This is a genomic window from Bradyrhizobium arachidis (genome assembly GCF_015291705.1).
Taxonomy (GTDB): domain Bacteria; phylum Pseudomonadota; class Alphaproteobacteria; order Rhizobiales; family Xanthobacteraceae; genus Bradyrhizobium; species Bradyrhizobium arachidis.
In genome coordinates this window covers 5,610,749-5,629,417 of sequence record NZ_CP030050.1, presented here as the reverse complement: position 1 = coordinate 5,629,417, position 18,669 = coordinate 5,610,749, and the positions used below count along the sequence as shown (strand labels likewise).

Sequence of the window (18,669 nt, the reverse complement as noted above, 5' to 3'; positions counted from 1 at the left end):
GTTCATGCACTTGCATCCATCGATCCGGATCGCTTAAGTGCCGCCCCGGCACTCCCGCTCAAGCCCTCAAGGACACTCCATGGCCTACAACATCGTCGTCATCGCCGGCAGCCTGCGCAAGGACAGCTTTTCGCTGAAGATCGCCAATGCGCTGGCAAAACTCGCGCCTGCCTCGCTCAAGCTCGAGGTCGTCACCCTCGGGGGCATCTCGTTCTTCAACCAGGACCTCGAGGGCGCGCCGCCGGCCGACTGGCTGGCCTTCCGCGACAAGCTCCAGAAGTCCGACGGCGTCATCTTCGTCACCCCCGAATACAACCGCGCGATCCCGGGCGTCCTCAAGAACGCCATCGACGTCGCCTCGCGCCCCTATGGCAAGAGCTCGTTCAACGGCAAGCCGGTCGGCATCGTCTCGAACTCGCCGGGCCCGCTCGGCGGCGTCAGTGCGGCCAAGACGCTGCAGAACATCCTGCCGGGCATTGCCGGCCCGATCATGCAGCAGCCGGAGACCTATCTGAACGCGGTCGGCGATGCCTTCGATGCGGAGGGCAACCTGACCAAGGACTCGCTCAAGCCCGTGCTCCAGGCCTATATCGACGCCTTCGCCGCGCACGTCGCGAAGCACCACGGCTGAGGCTCTCCGCTTAAGCTTGCTCAACCTCTCCGTCATGCCCGGCCTTGTGCCGGGCATCCACGTTCTTCGTCGCCGCGGGCCAAGGCGTGGATGGCCGGGACAAGCCCGGCCATGACGATGGGGTCGGCAGACCGACGAACGGGCAGGGCGCACTAACACTCCCTTAACCAAGCTGCCCCATCTTCCCGAGATGGTCTCCCGCGCGCGCCTGAAATCGATCCTGACCGGCCTTGCCCTCTATGCGATGGCGGTCGCGATCGTCGGCTATTTCGGCGTCAACGCCTATACCGGCAAATACGGCCTCAACGCCCGCCAGGAGCTCGACCAGGAGATCATCGCGCTGACGAGCGAGCTGGCGCAGCTCAAGCGCGAGCGCGCCAGGAGCGAGCAGCGCGTGTCGCTGCTGCGCACCGACAAGATCGATCCCGACATGCTCGACGAGCGGGCGCGCTTCCAGCTCGACTACGTCAATCCGCATGATCTCGTTCGGATGATCCCGGCCAAGTAGCGCTTTCCGCTCCATTCGAAAGCCGCATCGAAAGCCGCTGCCGAAATCCGGCACGCGTCGATCAATTCTACCGAAAGCCGCAAGCGTGGAACCGGACTGCCGCTTGACGGCAGTGCCGGTGCGGGCTCATGCCTTCCCACGCTGTCGGCCTGAGTTGACGCAGATCAACCGGGTCGTGCCGGCACAGCCTAGACTGCCACCCGGAGGAAACAGTGATGAATGGGCCAATGTCCCGGCATCACGCGGCCCGTGTCGAGGCCGCCATTGCGTCAGGCCAGGCCGCGCGGTCCGCGCTGGTGGCCTCATGGTGCCGTTCGTCCCGATTGCATCATCTCGATCCCGCCGGCCGCAATCTGCCGGTGTGGCTCAGCGACGCCGAGTTGCGGCAGGCGCGCGAGCGCGTCGCGCCGCTGCTTGCCGCCGCGCAAGGCGCCATAGACCGGCTCTATCAGGCTGTCGGCGCGGCCGGCTGCTGCGTGCTGCTCGCCGACGTCGAGGGCGTGCCGGTCGACCGCCGCGGCACGCCGGCCGACGATGCCACGTTCCAGTCCTGGGGCCTGTGGACCGGCGCGCTCTGGAGCGAGGAGTATGAGGGCACCAACGGCATCGGCACCTGCGTCGTCGAGCAGCGGCCGCTGACGATCGACCGTGATCAGCACTTCTTCACCCGCAACACGCTGCTGAGCTGCACCGCCGTTCCGATCTACGATCACGAGGCAGCTTTCGCCGGTGTGCTCGACGTCTCCTCCTGCCGCGCCGACCGCACCGATGCGTTCTCCAGCCTGATCGCGCTCGCGGCCGGCGAGGCGGCAAGGCGCATCGAGGCCGACTTGTTTCGCCGGGCGTTTGCTCATGCCCGCATCGTGCTGACGCAAGGTCCGGACGGCCAGTCGATCGGCCTCGTCGCGGTCGATGCGGACGATCTCGTGATCGGCGCGACCCGCACCGCCCGCGCGGGACTGGGGATCGCGCCGGGCAGGGCGATGCGGCCGGTGCCCGCGGCCGATCTGCTCGGTGGCGATGCCGCGCATGATCACCTTGCCGGCGGCCAGCGCGCGGTGTTGCAGCGGGCGCTGCTCCGCGCCGGCGGCAATGTCTCGGCCGCCGCCAAAGCCCTCGGCGTCAGCCGCGCCACGCTGCACCGGAAGCTGAAGCGGTTCGATATCAGGCATTAGGCCATCGTCCTCGCAATGACGATGTGGAGGCCGCGAGCGTCCCATCTCCCCCGCGACTGTCGCAGAACTGCGACACTCCCGCCCGGCCATCGTTTCTATCAGGGCTGACAGAAACCATCTCCCGCGAGATCGTCGGCGCAAGTCGTGAACACACGGCGGATCGCGCAAACATCAACATTGGGAGTGAGCAATGAACAAGGTGGAATTCCTCGGCGTCACCCAAAGCCCCTTCGCCGAACGCTACGACAATTTCATCGGCGGCAAGTTCACAGCACCCATCGCCGGCAAATATTTCGACAATGCCTCGCCGGTGAACGGCCAGATCGTCTGCAAGATTGCGCGCTCCGATGCGCAGGACGTCGAGGCCGCGCTCGATGCGGCCCATGCTGCCAAGGCCGCGTGGGGACGCACCAGCGTCGCCGAGCGCGCCGCGATCCTGAACAAGATCGCCGACCGCATGGAGGAGAATCTCGAGCGCCTCGCAATCGCCGAGACCTGGGACAACGGCAAGCCGATCCGCGAGACCCGCGCCGCCGACCTGCCGCTGGCGATCGATCACTTCCGCTACTTCGCCGGCGTCGTCCGCGCGCAGGAAGGCTCGATCGGCGAGATCGACCACGACACCATCGCCTATCATTTCCACGAGCCGCTCGGCGTGGTCGGCCAGATCATTCCCTGGAACTTCCCATTGTTGATGGCGTGCTGGAAGCTCGCCCCCGCGCTCGCCGCCGGCAATTGCGTGGTGCTCAAGCCGGCCGAGCAGACGCCGGCATCGATCATGGTCTGGGCCGAGATCATCGGCGATCTCCTGCCCCCAGGCGTCCTCAACATCGTCAACGGTTTTGGCCTCGAGGCCGGCAAGCCGCTCGCCTCCAGCCCGCGGATTGCGAAGATCGCCTTCACGGGCGAGACCACGACCGGCCGGCTGATCATGCAATATGCCAGCCAGAACCTGATCCCCGTGACGCTGGAGCTCGGCGGCAAATCGCCGAACATCTTCTTCAGCGACGTCACCGCCGAGGACGACGATTTCTTCGACAAGGCGATCGAAGGCTTCGTCATGTTCGCGCTGAACCAGGGCGAGGTTTGCACTTGTCCGAGCCGGGCGCTGGTCCACGCCGACATCTATGACCGCTTCATGGAGCGCGCGCTCAAGCGCGTCGCCGCGATCAAGCAGGGCGATCCGCGCGCGGCCGACACCATGATCGGCGCACAGGCCTCCAGCGAGCAGCTCGCAAAGATCCTCTCCTATATCGACATCGGCAAGCAGGAGGGCGCCAAGGTGCTGGCCGGCGGCGGACGCGCCGAGCTCGCGGGCGATCTCGCCGGCGGCTTCTACGTCCAGCCGACGGTGTTCGAAGGCAACAACAAGATGCGCATCTTCCAGGAGGAGATCTTTGGCCCCGTGGTCTCGGTCACGACCTTCAAGACCGACGATGAGGCGCTCGCGATCGCCAACGACACGCTCTATGGCCTCGGGGCCGGCGTCTGGAGCCGCGATGCCAACCGCTGCTACCGCTTCGGAAGGGCGATCCAGGCCGGCCGGGTCTGGACCAACTGCTACCATGCCTATCCCGCGCATGCGGCCTTCGGCGGCTACAAGCAGTCCGGCGTCGGGCGCGAGACCCACAAGATGATGCTCGATCACTATCAGCAGACCAAGAACCTCCTGGTCAGCTATAGCCCGAAGAAGCTCGGTTTCTTCTGATCGGCAAGCCCTGATGGCAAGGCACAGGCGGCGTCATGGCGGCGGCGCCTGTGCGCATCTATCATTGCGCACCCGCCGTCATCCGCCTGTCAGAGAATTGGGACAAGACGACAGGCTCGCCCTTGTGGCGTTTTGACGCGATGCTGCGCAAAGATGGAGGCTTGTCATGCAGGACAATCGTTCACGTCGAACGGTGCGTATTGGAGCGATGCTGTTCGGCGCGGCGCTCCTTCCTTTGTCGATGGCCTTCGCACAGACCGGCCCGGCTCCGGCTGGTGCCAAGCAGGTCCCGACCCTCGACGGCAAGCCGCCGCTGATCCTCGGCCATCGCGGCCTGCCGGGGTTGGTGGCCGAAGAGACCGAGGCATCGTACGAGCTTGCCGCGGCACTCGGCACCGACGCGCTCGAAGAGGATTTGCACCTGACCAAGGACTGCGTCCTGGTGGTGCGCCATAACCCCTGGCTCAGCGACAACACCAATGTGGCCGAGGTCGCCAAGACCAACGCGACTGTTGCGGCCCGCAAGCGCACCGTGCCCGGCGTGCGCGTCAAGGCGCCGGCTTCCCCGACCGCGCCTGCTGATTATCTGACTGATCTTACGGATCCCGCCGATCCGAAATCGGTGCTGAAGTCGCTGATCGTGGACGGCGAGGACCACACCAATGACTGGTCGATCACCGACTTCACCATGGCCGAGCTGAAGGAATGGATCGCCGGCACGACCTACGATGCCGCCAACGAACGGCCAAAAGTCTTCAACGGCAAATTCCCGGTCATCAGCTTCCAGGACGTCATCGACATCGCCAAGGCCAAGGGCAAGGCGACCGGGCGTCCCATCCTGGTCTATCCCGAGACCAAGAACCCGACCTGGAACAATGCCCAGGCCATCGCAAACGGCTGCGGTGCGCCCGGCAGCCGTCCGCTCGAGGATGCCCTGATCAAGATCATCAAGGACAATGGCCTCAACACCAAGGATGCGCCCATCCTGGTCCAGAGCTTCGAGCCCGGCAGCCTGAAATATATGCGCAGCCATGGGCTTCAGACGCGGCAGGTTCAGCTCATCGACGGCAACGGCATCGACTTCAAGACCGGCAAGGTGCTGCTCAACAACATCACGAGCTCACGTCCGTTCGACTGGACGGTTGCGGGTGATGCGCGCCTCTACGATGCGATGCTGACCCCTGAGGGCCTTGCCGAGATCAAGGCCTATGCCGACGGCATCGGGCCGTGGAAGGCCTATATCGTGCCGCTCAAGATCGTGCCGTGGAAGGACAGCAACGCCGACGGCACGCCCTACAAGGGATCGACCCCGGAGGCATCGACGCAGGAGCCGACCAGCCTCGTTGCCGGCGCGCACAAGCTCGGCCTGTTCGTGCACGTCTTCACATTCCGGAACGAGAAGAAATATCTCGCCGCCGATTATCACGGCGATCCCGGTCTCGAATATCTCAAATTTTTCCGTCTCGGCGTGGATGGGGTCTTCACCGACTTCACGCACACCGCCGTTGCCGCCCGCACAGCCTATCTGCGCGAGCTCGGCTGGTAAGGCCGACGGTACGAATCGGACACGCGCCAAGGGTCTCTGCTCGTGGGATGCGCGTGTCCGATATGCTTGCCGCATCTGCTGGCACGGCCTGTATTGGCGCGGAGCTAATGTTGCCCAATCGGCGCCAAAGGTTTTGCAAAGTTTCGGCCACGTTGCAGTGCGGCATAATGAAAATCGTGCTATTCCGTTGCGGTGCTTTCCAACCGCGTTTGACTTGGGTTAGAGAGGGCTGAAGTTTTCTCTGACCCGGAATTCCCATGGCCGCACCCAAGAAAGCCGCCGCAGGCGCTGCGCAGGACAAGACCGACGGCGGTTCGCCCCCGGAATTCACCAGGGAACAGGAGCTCAAGGCGCTCCGCGACATGCTCCTGATCCGGCGGTTCGAGGAAAAGGCCGGCCAGCTCTACGGCATGGGTGCGATCGGCGGCTTCTGCCATCTCTATATCGGCCAGGAGGCCGTGGTGGTCGGCATGCAGATGGCTCTGAAAGAGGGCGATCAGGTCATCACCGGCTATCGCGACCACGGCCATATGCTCGCCACCGGCATGGACGCCAACGGCGTCATGGCCGAGCTCACGGGCCGCCGCGGCGGCTATTCCAAGGGCAAGGGCGGCTCCATGCACATGTTCAGCAAGGAGAAGCACTTCTACGGCGGTCACGGCATCGTCGGCGCCCAGGTCTCGCTCGGCACGGGCCTCGCCTTCGCCAATCACTATCGCGGCAACGACAGCGTCAGCGTCACCTATTTCGGCGACGGTGCGGCCAACCAGGGCCAGGTCTATGAGAGCTTCAACATGGCCGAGCTGTGGAAGCTGCCGGTGATCTACGTCATCGAGAACAACCGTTACGCCATGGGCACCTCGGTCTCGCGCGCCTCTGCCCAGCAAGACTTCTCCAAGCGCGGTGCGTCCTTCAACATTCCCGGCAGGCAGGTCGACGGCATGGACGTCCGCGCCGTGAAGGCTGCGGGCGACGAGGCGGCGGCCTGGTGCCGCGCCGGCAAGGGCCCCTTCATCCTGGAGATGCAGACCTACCGCTATCGCGGCCACTCGATGTCCGACCCTGCAAAGTATCGCACGCGCGAGGAGGTCGAGAAGGTTCGCCACGACCAGGACCCGATCGAGCAGGTGCGCAACCGCTTGCTCGCGGCCAAGGTCAGCGAGGCCGATCTCAAGGCGATCGACGCCGAGGTGCGCGACATCGTCAATGCGTCCGCCGACTTTGCCCAGCATGATCCCGAGCCGGATGCCGCCGAGCTCTGGACCGACGTTTACCGCTGAACGCGCGCAAGCTTTCTTTTGGAGTCGATATGCCAATTCAAGTGCTGATGCCCGCGCTGTCGCCCACGATGGAGAAGGGCAACCTCGCCAAGTGGCTCAAGAAAGAGGGCGAGCAGATCAAGTCTGGCGACGTCATCGCCGAGATCGAGACCGACAAGGCGACGATGGAGGTCGAGGCGACCGATGAGGGGACGCTCGGCAAGATCCTGATCCCCGAGGGGACCGCCGACGTCGCGGTGAACACGCCGATCGCGACCATTCTCGCCGATGGTGAGAGCGCGGCTGATCTCGCGAAAGCCTCTGCACCGGCCGCGAAGGCTGCGGAGTCCGCGCCGCCCGCCGCCGCAAAGGCCGAGGCGCCAGCTCCCAAGGCTGCACCCGCGCCGCAGGCCGTCGCCGAGCCCGATCCGGAAGTGCCCGCCGGCACCGAGATGGTGACGCAGACCATCCGCGAAGCGCTGCGCGACGCCATGGCCGAAGAGATGCGCCGCGACGCCGACGTCTTCGTCATGGGCGAAGAGGTCGCCGAATATCAGGGCGCCTACAAGGTCACGCAAGGCCTGCTCCAGGAGTTCGGCGCCAAGCGCGTCATCGACACCCCGATCACCGAGCACGGCTTCGCCGGCGTCGGCGTCGGTGCCGCCATGACGGGCCTCAAGCCGATCGTCGAGTTCATGACCTTCAACTTCGCCATGCAGGCGATCGACCAGATCATCAACTCCGCGGCCAAGACGCTCTACATGTCCGGTGGACAGATGGGCTGCTCGATCGTGTTCCGTGGGCCCAACGGTGCGGCAGCCCGCGTTGCCGCCCAGCACAGCCAGGATTATTCGTCCTGGTACTCGAACATTCCGGGCCTCAAGGTCGTCGCGCCGTTCTCGGCCGCCGATTACAAGGGCCTGCTCAAGGCCGCGATCCGCGACCCCAATCCGGTGATCTTCCTCGAGAACGAGGTGCTTTACGGCCACACCGGTGAGGTGCCGAAGCTCGACGATTTCGTGATCCCGATCGGCAAGGCGCGCATCGTGCGCTCGGGCTCCCACGTCACCATCATCTCGTGGTCGAACGGCATGACCTATGCGCTCAAGGCCGCCGACGAGCTCGCCAAGGAGGGCATCGAGGCCGAGGTGATCGACCTGCGCACGCTGCGCCCGATGGACACCGAGACCATCGTCAACTCCGTCAAGAAGACGGGGCGCGCCGTCACCGTGGAAGAGGGTTGGGCCCAGAGTGGCGTCGGCGCCGAGATCGCCGCGCGCATCATGGAGAACGCCTTCGACTATCTCGACGCGCCTGTTACGCGCGTCTCCGGCAAGGACGTGCCGATGCCCTATGCCTCCAACCTGGAGAAGCTCGCGCTGCCCTCGGCGGCGGAAGTCGTCGAGGCCGCCAAAGCCGTCTGCTACAGGTAGACCATGGCGGGCCCCAAGGAGCAGCCACTGCCACCCGACGTCATGACCCGCGAGGATGCGGTCGAGATCCTGCGCGTGTTCGTGCTGGACGGCGGGCTGTCGATGGCGTTCCAGCGGGCCTTCGAGGAGCCCGACATGTGGGGGCTGCTGCTGGTCGATCTCGCCCGCCACGCCGCGCGCGCCTATGCGCGCGAGAGCGAATATACCGAGGAAGACGCGCTGAACCGGATCCTCGACATGTTCCAGGCCGAGATCGAGCGTCCCACCGACACCGGCACGACGACGCCGCGCGGGAAGGGGCACTGACCGTGGCGATCGAATCCCATCATTACGATTTCATGCTCGAGGCGATCCGCGAGGCGCAGGACTCGATTGCGCAGGGCGGCCTGCCGATCGGCGCCGTGCTGACGCGCGACAACAAGATCATCGCCCGCGGCCACAACAACCGCGTGCAGGAGAACAACGTCATCCTGCACGGCGAGATGAGCTGCCTGCGTGCGGCCGGCGCGATCTCGTTCCACGACACCGTCATGTACACCACGCTGTCGCCGTGCTCGATGTGCGCCGGCGCGCTCGCTTTGTTCAAGGTCAAGCTCGTGGTGATCGGGGAATCCGTCACCTTCGAGGGCTCCAAGGACATTCTCGACAAGTTCGGCATCCCCTGGATCGATCTTGCCGACGACCGCTCCATCACCATGATGAAGACGTGGCGTTCCAATCCCGCCAATGAGCGCCTGTGGCAGGGCGACATCGGCAACTAAACCTGGTCCTGTTCGTCCTCGCTCTCGGGGACGACGTTTTGAGAAGTTCTTCGTGAGGTCAGCATGCCTATCAACATCCTGATGCCCGCTCTCTCGCCGACGATGGAGAAGGGCAACCTCGCCAAGTGGCTGAAGAAGGAAGGCGACAAGGTCAAATCCGGCGACGTCATCGCCGAGATCGAGACCGACAAGGCGACCATGGAGGTCGAGGCCATCGACGAGGGCACGATCGCCAAGATCCTGGTGCCCGAAGGGACGCAGGACGTGCCCGTCAATGACGTGATCGCGGTGCTCGCCGGCGAGGGCGAGGATGTGAAGGCGGCCGGTGCCGCCAAGCCGAGCGCCTCAGCCGCGCCGCCGAAAGCCGCTGAGGCTCCCGCGGCTGCTGCAGCTCCCGCGCCTGCGCCCGCCGCGCCCAAGGCTGCGCCGCCGCCTGCTGCCGCAGCTGCGCCGCAGGCTGCTGCGCCCGCCGCGCAAGCCAACGGCCATGGCGGCCGCGTGTTCTCCTCGCCGCTGGCGCGCCGTCTCGCTAAGGAAGCCGGCATCGATGTCGGCATGGTCGCCGGCACCGGCCCGCACGGCCGCGTGGTGGCGCGCGACGTCGAGCAGGCCAAGTCCGGCAAGGGCCTCAAGGCACCTGCCGCGGCGCCGTCAGGCGCGCCCTCGATCGCGCCGACCATGTCGGACAAGCAGATCCTGTCGCTGTTCGAGCCGGGCTCCTACGACATCGTCCCGCATGACGGCATGCGCCGCACCATTGCGCAGCGCCTGACTGCGTCGATCCAGAACGTTCCGCACTTCTATCTCACCATCGACTGCGACATCGGCAAGCTGCTCGCCGCGCGCGAGGAGATCAACGCCGCTGCGCCAAAGGACAAGGAGAAGAAGCCGCTCTACAAGATCTCGGTCAACGACTTCGTCATCAAGGCGATGGCGGTGGCGCTGCAGAAGATCCCGAACTGCAATGTCAGCTGGACCGAAAGCGGCATGGTCAAGCATCACCATTCCGACGTCGGCGTCGCGGTCGCGATGCCCGGCGGCCTGATCACGCCGATCATCCGCAAGGCCGAGACCAAGACGCTCTCGACCATCTCCAACGAGATGAAGGATTTCGCCGCGCGCGCCCGCTCGCGCAAGCTGAAGCCCGAGGAGTATCAGGGCGGCACCACGGCGGTCTCCAACCTCGGCATGTACGGCATCAGCCACTTCACCGCCGTGATCAACCCGCCGCATGCCACGATCCTCGCGGTCGGCACCAGCGAGGAGCGTCCCGTCGTGCGCGGCGGCAAGATCGAGATCGCGCACATGATGAGCGTGACCTTGTCCTGCGATCACCGCGCCATCGACGGCGCGCTCGGCGCCGAGCTGATCGGCGCGTTCAAGCAGCTGATTGAAAATCCCGTCATGATGATGGTTTGAGATGGCGCATGACGACGCGCTGGCCCTGGATCTCGATGCTGGTTTCGCTGATCCTCACGCTCAGCCCGTTCGGCCGCGAGATCATTGAGGCCGCCTTCTTTGCCGGTGAAGCGCTGTCGCGCAACATCTGGGGGCCGATCGCGCTCACCATCTTCGCCATCATGGCGGCAGTCATTCTCTTGGAATGGCTGATCAGAACCTTCGTCTTCAAACGCCGCGCCCGCGGCGCAACGACCGCTTGAGTTGAATGGGAGCCGCCATGGCCGACACGTCTTTCGACATCATCATCATCGGCTCCGGTCCCGGCGGCTACGTCACCGCGATCCGCGCCGCGCAGCTCGGCTTCAAGACCGCGATCGTCGAAAAATCCTATCTCGGCGGCATCTGCCTGAACTGGGGCTGCATCCCGACGAAAGCGCTGCTGCGTTCGGCCGAGATCTATCACTACATGCAGCATGCCAAGGATTACGGCCTGTCGGCGGACAACGTCTCGTTCGACCCGAAGGCGGTGGTGCAGCGTTCGCGCGGCGTCTCGAAGCGGCTGAACGACGGCGTCGGCTTCCTGATGAAGAAGAACAAGGTCAGCGTGATCTGGGGCGCCGCCTCGATCGACGCGGCCGGCAAGGTCACCGTGAAGAAGTCCGATGTCGAGGGCCCCAAGGGCTCGCTGGGCGAGGGGACTTATCAGGCCAAGCACATCATCGTCGCGACCGGTGCGCGGCCGCGCGTGCTGCCAGGGCTCGAGCCCGACAAGAAGCTGATCTGGACCTACTTTGAAGCAATGGTGCCGGAGAAGATGCCGAAATCGCTGCTGGTGGTCGGCTCCGGCGCGATCGGCATCGAGTTCGCCTCGTTCTTCCACACCATGGGAAGCGACGTCACCGTCGTCGAGGTGCTGCCGCAGATACTGCCCGTCGAGGACGCCGAGATCGCGGGCCTTGCGCGCAAGCGGCTGGAGAAGCAGGGCATCAAGATCATGTCCTCGACCAAGGTGACGAAGCTGGAGAAGAAGGCCGACAGCGTCGTTGCCACCATCGATGACGGGAAGGGCAAGCCTGTCACGACCGAGTTCGAGCGCGTCATCTCGGCGGTGGGCGTTGTCGGCAATATCGAGAATCTCGGCCTCGAAAAGCTCGGCGTGAAGACCGATCGCGGCTGCATCGTGATCGACGGCTACGGCAACACCAACGTGCCCGGCATCTACGCCATCGGCGACGTTGCGGGCCCCCCGATGCTCGCGCACAAGGCCGAGCATGAGGGTGTGATCTGCGTCGAGGCAATCAAGGGCCTGCATCCGCATCCCATGGACAAGAACATGATCCCGGGCTGCACCTATTGCCAGCCGCAGGTCGCTTCCGTCGGTCTCACCGAGGCCAAGGCCAAAGAGAGCGGCCGCGAGATCCGCGTCGGCCGCTTCCCCTTCGTCGGCAACGGCAAGGCGATCGCGCTCGGCGAGGACCAGGGCCTCGTCAAGGTGATCTTCGACAAGAAGACCGGCCAGCTGCTCGGCGCCCACATGGTTGGCGCCGAAGTGACCGAGCTGATCCAGGGCTACGTTGTCGCCATGAACCTGGAGACCACGGAAGAAGAGCTGATGCACACGGTGTTCCCGCATCCGACGCTGTCGGAGATGATGAAGGAAGCCGTGCTGGATGCGTACGGACGGGTGTTGAATATTTGATGGGCGAGCGCGCCGCGATTGGACCCGTCATCCTGAGGTGCTCGCGCAGCGAGCCTCGAAGGATGCACGGCCGAGCTCCTGCAGCCGGGCCCGCCGCCCTTCGAGGCCTCCGCTTCGCTCCGGCACCTCAGGGTGACGGGATCGAATAGAGAATGAAACAACACAACAACAAAAGGGAATGAACCCATGCACGACAACGACAATCTCACCATCGAACGGCCGACCTTCGTCACCCATCTCGAATGCGCGATGGAGGGCGATCATTACGCCGCCGACCAGGTCCACAACCTGTCCAAGGCCGGCAAGCCGCTCTTGGTGCGCTACGACCTCGCCGGCGTAAAGAAGGCGCTGACCAAGGATGCGCTTAGCGACCGTCCGGCCGACATGTGGCGCTACCGCGAGCTGCTGCCGGTGCGCAAATGCAAGGACATCGTCTCGCTCGGTGAAGTCACGACGCCGCTGATCCGGCTGCCCAAGCTCGGCAAGAAGCTCGGCGGCGGCGAGATCATCGTGAAGGATGAGGGGCGCCTGCCGACCGGCTCGTTCAAGGCCCGCGGCCTCGTGATGGCGGTGTCGATGGGCAAGGCGCTCGGCATCAAGCACATGGCGATGCCGACCAACGGCAATGCCGGCGCGGCGCTGGCGGCTTATGCGACCTCCTGCGGCATCAAGACCACGATCTTCTGTCCGGCCGATACGCCCGAGGTGAATGTCAGCGAGATCGAGCTGCAGGGCGCGACCGTCTACCGCGTCAACGGCTATATCGACGATTGCGGCAAGATCGTCGGCGAGGGCAAGGCCAAGGTCGGCTGGTTCGACACTTCGACGCTGAAGGAGCCGTACCGTATCGAAGGCAAGAAGACGATGGGCCTCGAGCTCGCCGAGCAGCTCGGCTGGGACGTGCCCGATGTGATCTTCTATCCGACCGGCGGCGGCACCGGCCTGATCGGCATGTGGAAGGCGTTCGACGAGCTCGAGAAGATCGGCTTCATCGGAAGCAAGCGCCCGCGCATGGTCGCAGTGCAGGCCTCCGGCTGCGCACCGATGGTGCGCGCTTATGAGGCCGGCACCGAGCATGCGACGCGCTGGGAGGACGCCCACACCATCGCGTCAGGCATCCGCGTGCCGCAGGCGATCGGCGATTTCCTCATCCTGCGCGCGGTGCGCGAGAGCAAGGGCTTTGCCATCGCGGTCGACGACGACAAGATCTCGGCGGCGCTCAACGAGGTCGCGCGCGAGGAGGGGCTGTTGCTCTGCCCCGAAGGTGCTGCCACCTACGCGGCCTACAAGGAGAGCCTTGCCGACGGCCGCGTCTCGAAGGGTGACCGGGTGATGCTGTTCAACTGCGCGAGCGGCCTGAAATACCCGCTGCCGCCGGTCACCCGCACGCTCGATCGCCACAAGCCGATCGACTACTCGCAGTTCTAGAAATCTCTCCCTCTCCCCGTTCTTACGGGGAGCGGGCTGGGGTGATGAGGGCCTCTCTCCGCGAATGAGATATTCGTGAGACCTGTACCCCCTCACCCGAATTCGCGCTGCGCACGAATTCGACCTCTCCCCGCAAGCGGGGCGAGGTGAAGAAAAACAACAACGACATCGCTGGGGAGAACACAATGAAGAAGGCCATCTGGGCCGGGCTGATCGGTATTCTCGCTCTCACTGGCGCCGCGCGCGCCGACGACTATCCCTCGCATCCCATCACCATCATCGTGCCCTTTGCGGCCGGCGGTCCGTCGGATGCGATGGCGCGCGTGCTCGCAGAGCGCATGCGCGTGACGCTCGGCCAGCCGCTGGTGATCGAGAACGTCACAGGTGCGGGTGGTTCGATCGGCGTCGGGCGCGCCGTGCAATCGCCGCCTGATGGTTACACCATCTCCTTCGGTCATCTCGGCACTCACGTCGCCAACGGGGCCGTCTACAAGCTCAAATACGATCTCGTCGCCGATCTCGAGCCCGTGGTGCTGCTGCCCAGCAACCCGATGATCGTGGTCAGCAAGAACGCGGTGCCCGCGACCTCACTGAAGGAGCTGCTGGAATGGCTGAAGTCGCGGCCGTCACCGCCGACCGCAGGCACGGCCGGCGCAGGCTCCGGCAGCCATATCGCCGGCGTCTATTTCGAGAGCGTGTCCGGCATCAAGCTGCAATACGTGCCGTATCGCGGCACCGCGCCCGCGCTGAACGATCTCATCGCCGGCCAGATCGACGTCATCGTCGACCAGACCTCGAACTCCATCAACCAGGTCCGCGCGGGCACCATCCGCGCCTACGCCATCACCGACGACAAGCGTTTGGCCTCGGCGCCCGATATTCCGACTGCGGAGGAGGCGGGGCTGAAAGGCTTCAACATGACGCTGTGGTCGGGCATGTGGGTGCCAAAGGGGACGCCCAAGGAGATCGTCACCAAGCTCAATGCGGCTGCCGTCGAAGCGCTGAACGATCCCGCGGTGAAGAAGCAGCTCGAAAGCCAGGGCCTGGAGATGACGCCAAAGGATCAGCTCACCCCCGAAGCCTTGGGCAATCGCCAGAAGGCCGAGATCGCCAAATGGTGGCCGATCATCAAGGCGGCGAACATCAAGGTGGATTGAGGCGGACCGTCGCGTTTGCTGGCCGACAATCACCCCCTGGTTTCGCCGCCTGCCGCCAACGCCCGGTCCAGGCATTGCATCATGTCCGTGGGGGCAAACGGCTTACCGAGAAAACAGACCGCCCCGGCTTTGAGCGCGCGCACGCGCACGCTCTCATCCGGAAAAGCCGTGATGAAGATGAACGGCGTCGCCGAACCCTGAGCACGCATCTGCGTCAGCAGATCGATGCCGGTCATGAACGGCATCTGCACGTCGGCGATCACGCACGAGGCGTCAGTCGAATCTGTCGACCTCAGAAACTCATCGGCGGAGGCGAATGTATGGACGGTGTATCCGCGGGATTCCAGGAGATTGTTGATCGCGGCCCGCACATAAGGGTCATCGTCAAGCACCGAAATGACCGGAGGCACCGACAAGACGTCCACTCCTAGCCCGAGGTTACGCGCTTGCCGTCGCCACGGCTACACATGAGCGCGCAGGGTGGACCTGCCAGTCACCATTGGAAACTCATACTTAGGTTTGTATGTCGGGCTTGCTGGGTCGAATTCCGAGTGCCTCGCTCATTCTGACCAGATCGGCCAGCGACTTCGCGCCCATTTTCCGCATGATCTGGCCGCGATAGATCTTGACGGTGATTTCCGCCAATCCGAGCTGGGCGGCCACTTGCTTGTTCATCAGGCCGGACGTCACCAGCGACAATACGTCTCGCTCCCGCGAGGACAGTGACTCGAAGCGTGACTTGACGGTCGAGACCGTCTTGTTGAGGTCGCGGCGCTTGCGATCTCGCTCGATCGCGGCCTGGACTGCGTCGAGGATGTCCTGGTCGCGAACCGGCTTGGTCAGGAAGTCGATGGCGCCACTCTTCATGGCCCGAACTGTCATGGGAATGTCACCATGACCGGTGATGAAGATGATGGGCGTTTGGATGTTTGCCTTGGCAAGATCGGACTGCAGGTCCAGGCCGCTGGCTCCGGGCAGGCGGATGTCGAGCACCAGACAACTGGGGACTTCCGGCGGCCTGGCCTGAAGCAGTTGCGCTGCCGAGCCGAAGGCTTCGACCTTGAGGCCGACCGACTCGAAAAGATTGGTGAGCGCACGACGCATGGACGCGTCGTCGTCGACGATGAAGACGACCGGCTGGTCGCCGTCCTCCTGCGACGGCGAAGGCTCCGCGCGCTCGGTCACGACGTTTCCTCTCGATGGCGGGGCAGGGTGATCTGAAAAGTCGCGCCGCGGTCCTGGTTCGATGCGCCGGAAAGTCGTCCGCCATGGGCCTCGATGATGGAGCGGCAGATCGACAGCCCCATGCCCATGCCGGAGGACTTCGTCGTGAAGAATGGCGTGAACAGGCGGTCCATCGCCTGTTCACAGATGCCGACGCCGCAGTCGGCGACGCTCACCAGCACCGCCTCGTCGTCACACGCCGCTGAGCGGATGTCCAGCTCGCGCGGACGATCATCAACGCATTCCATCGCTTCGATGCCGTTCATGATCAGGTTGATGAGGACCTGTTGCAATTGGATCCGATCGCCAAAGATCTTGGGCAGCGCGGACGACAGCTCCATCCGTACCGACACGGCGTGGCTGGCCATCTCGCGCTGAACGAGCGCGACCGCCTCGCGCACGACCGCGTTTGCGTCGAGCGGAGCCATCTCGATGTCGGACCGCTTGGCGAGCGCCCGCACGTGGCGGATCACATCGCTGGCGCGCGTGCCGTCCTCGATGATCCACTCCACGGAGCGGCGGGCTGCGTTGAAATCGGGCGGACTGCGCTTCAGCCAGGTGAGGCAGGCGTCGGCGTTTGCGATCACTGCGGCGAGCGGCTGATTGATTTCATGGGAAATGGAAGCGGTCAGCTCACCCAGCGTCGTGACGCGCGTCACATGGGCAAGCTCGGCCTGGGCCTTGCGCAGCGCCTCTTCGGCCTGATCGGCGCGGATCGCCGCGGTCACGTCGGTACAGACGCCACGGTAGCCCAGAAAGCTCCCGTCGGCGTCGAAGAACGGCTTGCCGCTGGTCCGGACGTAGATCGGCTGCCCGCTGCGGTCCTTGCTGCGATACACGAGGTCGCGGAATGGAACGTGGGCGTCGAGCGCGGCCCGATGTTCTCGCCATTTTTCGGGTTCGAGATCCGCGTCCGGAGCGATGTCCCAGCGGGTGAGCCCGATCAGGCCTGCTGGCGCGGTGATGGTATCGGAGTGCTCCGAGATCAAGGTGACGCGATGGTCTGGCCCTGTCTCCCAGAACCAATCGGACGCGGTTTCGGCATAGTCGCGAAAGCGCTGCTCGCTCTCACGAAGCCTGCGCTCGGCCTCCTTGGTTGCCGTGATGTCGCTCACCGATCCCACGAACTCCACCTGGCCGCCGGAATCGCGCGTGGCCCGGGCCACCGCGCGGACGTACTTGATGGAACCATCGGCCATCACGAGCCGGTATTCGTGATCGTAGTCTTTTCCCTCGCGCGCAGCCCGGCCCGTCATGCGTTGCACTGCAAGCCGGTCCTCCGGATGGATCCGCTCGAGCATGACCGGGATCCGTGGCTTGCTCCCCTCATCGCATTCGAAGATGCGATAGGTCTCCTTGGACCAGCTGATCTCGCCGGTTGCAGCCCTCCAGCCGAAACTGCCAGTGTGGCTCAATTCCTGCGCCTGGGCGAGATAGGCCTCGCTCTGTCGCAGCGCATTCTCCGCTTCCTTGCGCTCGGTGATGTTCTCGCAGGCCACCAGCACGATTGGCCCGCCATCGGCCCGCTGCATGGTCTTGGCGTTCTCGCGCACCCAGAGCACCGACCGGTCCTTGCGCACCTTCCGGATTTCCCAGGTGTGGGACTGGTCGACCGTCTCGAGGCACAGCGCGACACATGCGCGGACGAAGTCGCGATCCTCCTCGAAGAAGACATCCAGCACTGATCGGCCGATCAACTCCGCGGCCGTATAGCCCAGTTGCGCGGCGCCGAACGTATTCACGTTGATCACGGTTCCGGCCGGATCGACCATGAAATACATGACCGGATTGTGCTCGAACACTTGCTGCCACTGCTTGACCGCTTCGAGCAAGCCGCCATCGGGATCGGTGTGCGGCTTGGCGGTTACAGTCTGCTTGACGCAGCCGGCGAGGAATTGCGCGGCTGACTTCCCGAACGACACGGCCCGGCGAGGCTTCATCGCAGACGCTCCCGGCAATCTATCTGCGTGATAACAAGTAGAGCACGTTGCCGCGAGAGGAGCAATTCCGGCCAAAGTCGGATTGGGGTCATGGCGTTCGCCCTTGAATCGACCGCTCGCCGCACTGGCCATCGCAGCGCGTTACGTGCGCCATGCCGACTGAGATTTCACCGTGCCCGTGCAGCCGGAGCATCATGCGCCGTCTCGTTGAACATGAATGAGCGCGGGCGCCCCCGGGCGAATACGGACAAACCTAGGTATAGCTCCTCCAATCCAAGTCATGTCGGGCATTTACCTCCGTACAATTGAGCGCTTCGTGCCCGGCGGACTATCCTCACGACCAATCGGGAGTGTCGACCAGCCGATCGCAGCGAGCGTACGAGAACGTCTCTCCGTCGGGCAGCGATCACGGACGAGGCCGCCGCACTTCTCGACGGGCAACCGCAAGCAACAGAGGGAGACAGCAATGTGCGATGCATCCGTACTTCCTGAGCGTGGCCTATCCCAGTCCGAACGTTGCTCTTCAGTCAATGGCTGCGCGGTGTGCGGCGGCAAGTTTGGTCTGATCCGCCACTACTCGTGGCGCACCGCGCTCTGCTCGAAGACATGTGTGGATCGCTTCCGCACCCGCCGCGAGCGCGACCGCCGGTGGCTGTTTCGGGCTCAGTTCGCGTGAGGCTGAATTGGAGAGCTGACATCGTTCTCTGATCCGGGAGCCCGTATGTTGAGCCGCTCATGCAAGCTCTTGTGGCCGGTGGTTCTCCTCTGCTCCAGCGCGACGATCGAGGCGCAGGAGACG

At 64.5% G+C, this 18,669-nt stretch carries 17 protein-coding genes; 14 read left to right on the top strand and 3 right to left on the bottom strand.

The genetic code is table 11. From position 1 onward, the window contains the following. Positions 1–79: 79 nt before the first annotated feature. The 14 genes from WN72_RS26315 to WN72_RS26250 all read left to right on the top strand — a co-directional run bounded on the left by WN72_RS26315 (position 80) and on the right by WN72_RS26250 (position 14,706). The gene (locus tag WN72_RS26315; protein WP_027559369.1) at positions 80–631 is read left to right on the top strand and encodes an NADPH-dependent FMN reductase; all 552 of its coding nucleotides are present in this window, start codon (positions 80–82) and stop codon (positions 629–631) included. A gap of 190 nt (positions 632–821) precedes the next feature. Next, complete coding sequence (locus WN72_RS26310) at positions 822–1,139, top strand: FtsB family cell division protein (RefSeq protein WP_027559368.1); 318 nt, start codon at positions 822–824, stop codon at positions 1,137–1,139. 215 nt (positions 1,140–1,354) lie between these two features. Then, positions 1,355–2,314, top strand: a complete 960-nt coding sequence (locus WN72_RS26305; RefSeq protein ID WP_167380699.1) for a helix-turn-helix domain-containing protein — start codon at positions 1,355–1,357, stop codon at positions 2,312–2,314. Between the two features lie 190 nt (positions 2,315–2,504). Beyond that, positions 2,505–4,022, top strand: a complete 1,518-nt coding sequence (adh, locus tag WN72_RS26300; RefSeq protein ID WP_027559366.1) for an aldehyde dehydrogenase — start codon at positions 2,505–2,507, stop codon at positions 4,020–4,022. A 166-nt stretch (positions 4,023–4,188) separates the two neighbouring features. Next, positions 4,189–5,568, top strand: coding sequence for a glycerophosphodiester phosphodiesterase family protein (locus tag WN72_RS26295; protein ID WP_244553696.1), 1,380 nt, complete (start codon positions 4,189–4,191; stop codon positions 5,566–5,568). 257 nt (positions 5,569–5,825) lie between these two features. Then, on the top strand, positions 5,826–6,848 hold the full coding sequence (gene pdhA / locus WN72_RS26290; protein WP_092214108.1) for a pyruvate dehydrogenase (acetyl-transferring) E1 component subunit alpha: 1,023 nt from the start codon (positions 5,826–5,828) through the stop codon (positions 6,846–6,848). Positions 6,849–6,877: 29 nt separating this feature from the next. Continuing rightward, positions 6,878–8,260, top strand: a complete 1,383-nt coding sequence (locus tag WN72_RS26285) for a pyruvate dehydrogenase complex E1 component subunit beta (protein ID WP_092214110.1) — start codon at positions 6,878–6,880, stop codon at positions 8,258–8,260. Between the two features lie 3 nt (positions 8,261–8,263). After that, complete coding sequence (locus WN72_RS26280) at positions 8,264–8,566, top strand: DUF5076 domain-containing protein (RefSeq protein WP_027559362.1); 303 nt, start codon at positions 8,264–8,266, stop codon at positions 8,564–8,566. Between the two features lie 2 nt (positions 8,567–8,568). Beyond that, positions 8,569–9,021: a nucleoside deaminase gene (locus tag WN72_RS26275; protein ID WP_027559361.1), complete on the top strand. Its 453-nt coding sequence runs from the start codon at positions 8,569–8,571 to the stop codon at positions 9,019–9,021. A gap of 63 nt (positions 9,022–9,084) precedes the next feature. Then, positions 9,085–10,440, top strand: coding sequence for a pyruvate dehydrogenase complex dihydrolipoamide acetyltransferase (locus WN72_RS26270; protein WP_092214112.1), 1,356 nt, complete (start codon positions 9,085–9,087; stop codon positions 10,438–10,440). Between the two features lie 8 nt (positions 10,441–10,448). Next, a complete protein-coding gene (locus tag WN72_RS26265; RefSeq protein WP_027559359.1) occupies positions 10,449–10,682 on the top strand; it encodes a hypothetical protein in 234 nt (77 codons plus the stop codon). A 17-nt stretch (positions 10,683–10,699) separates the two neighbouring features. Then, positions 10,700–12,121, top strand: coding sequence for a dihydrolipoyl dehydrogenase (gene lpdA, locus WN72_RS26260; protein ID WP_092214114.1), 1,422 nt, complete (start codon positions 10,700–10,702; stop codon positions 12,119–12,121). 186 nt (positions 12,122–12,307) lie between these two features. Then, entirely contained in the window at positions 12,308–13,549 is a 1,242-nt protein-coding gene (locus tag WN72_RS26255; RefSeq protein WP_092214115.1) for a threonine synthase, read from the top strand. Positions 13,550–13,734: 185 nt separating this feature from the next. Then, positions 13,735–14,706, top strand: coding sequence for a tripartite tricarboxylate transporter substrate binding protein BugD (locus WN72_RS26250; protein WP_167380700.1), 972 nt, complete (start codon positions 13,735–13,737; stop codon positions 14,704–14,706). Between the two features lie 29 nt (positions 14,707–14,735). Here WN72_RS26250 and WN72_RS26245 read toward each other — a convergent pair whose 3' ends face one another. The 3 genes from WN72_RS26245 to WN72_RS26235 form a co-directional block, all read right to left on the bottom strand. Continuing rightward, positions 14,736–15,122, bottom strand: coding sequence for a response regulator transcription factor (locus tag WN72_RS26245; RefSeq protein WP_027559355.1), 387 nt, complete (start codon positions 15,120–15,122; stop codon positions 14,736–14,738). A gap of 97 nt (positions 15,123–15,219) precedes the next feature. Next, the gene (locus WN72_RS26240) at positions 15,220–15,891 is read right to left on the bottom strand and encodes a response regulator transcription factor (protein WP_027559354.1); all 672 of its coding nucleotides are present in this window, start codon (positions 15,889–15,891) and stop codon (positions 15,220–15,222) included. Then, positions 15,888–17,870, bottom strand: coding sequence for a PAS domain S-box protein (locus WN72_RS26235; RefSeq protein ID WP_035729692.1), 1,983 nt, complete (start codon positions 17,868–17,870; stop codon positions 15,888–15,890). The genes WN72_RS26240 and WN72_RS26235 overlap by 4 nt, the downstream gene beginning before the upstream one ends. Between the last annotated feature and the right edge of the window lie 799 nt (positions 17,871–18,669).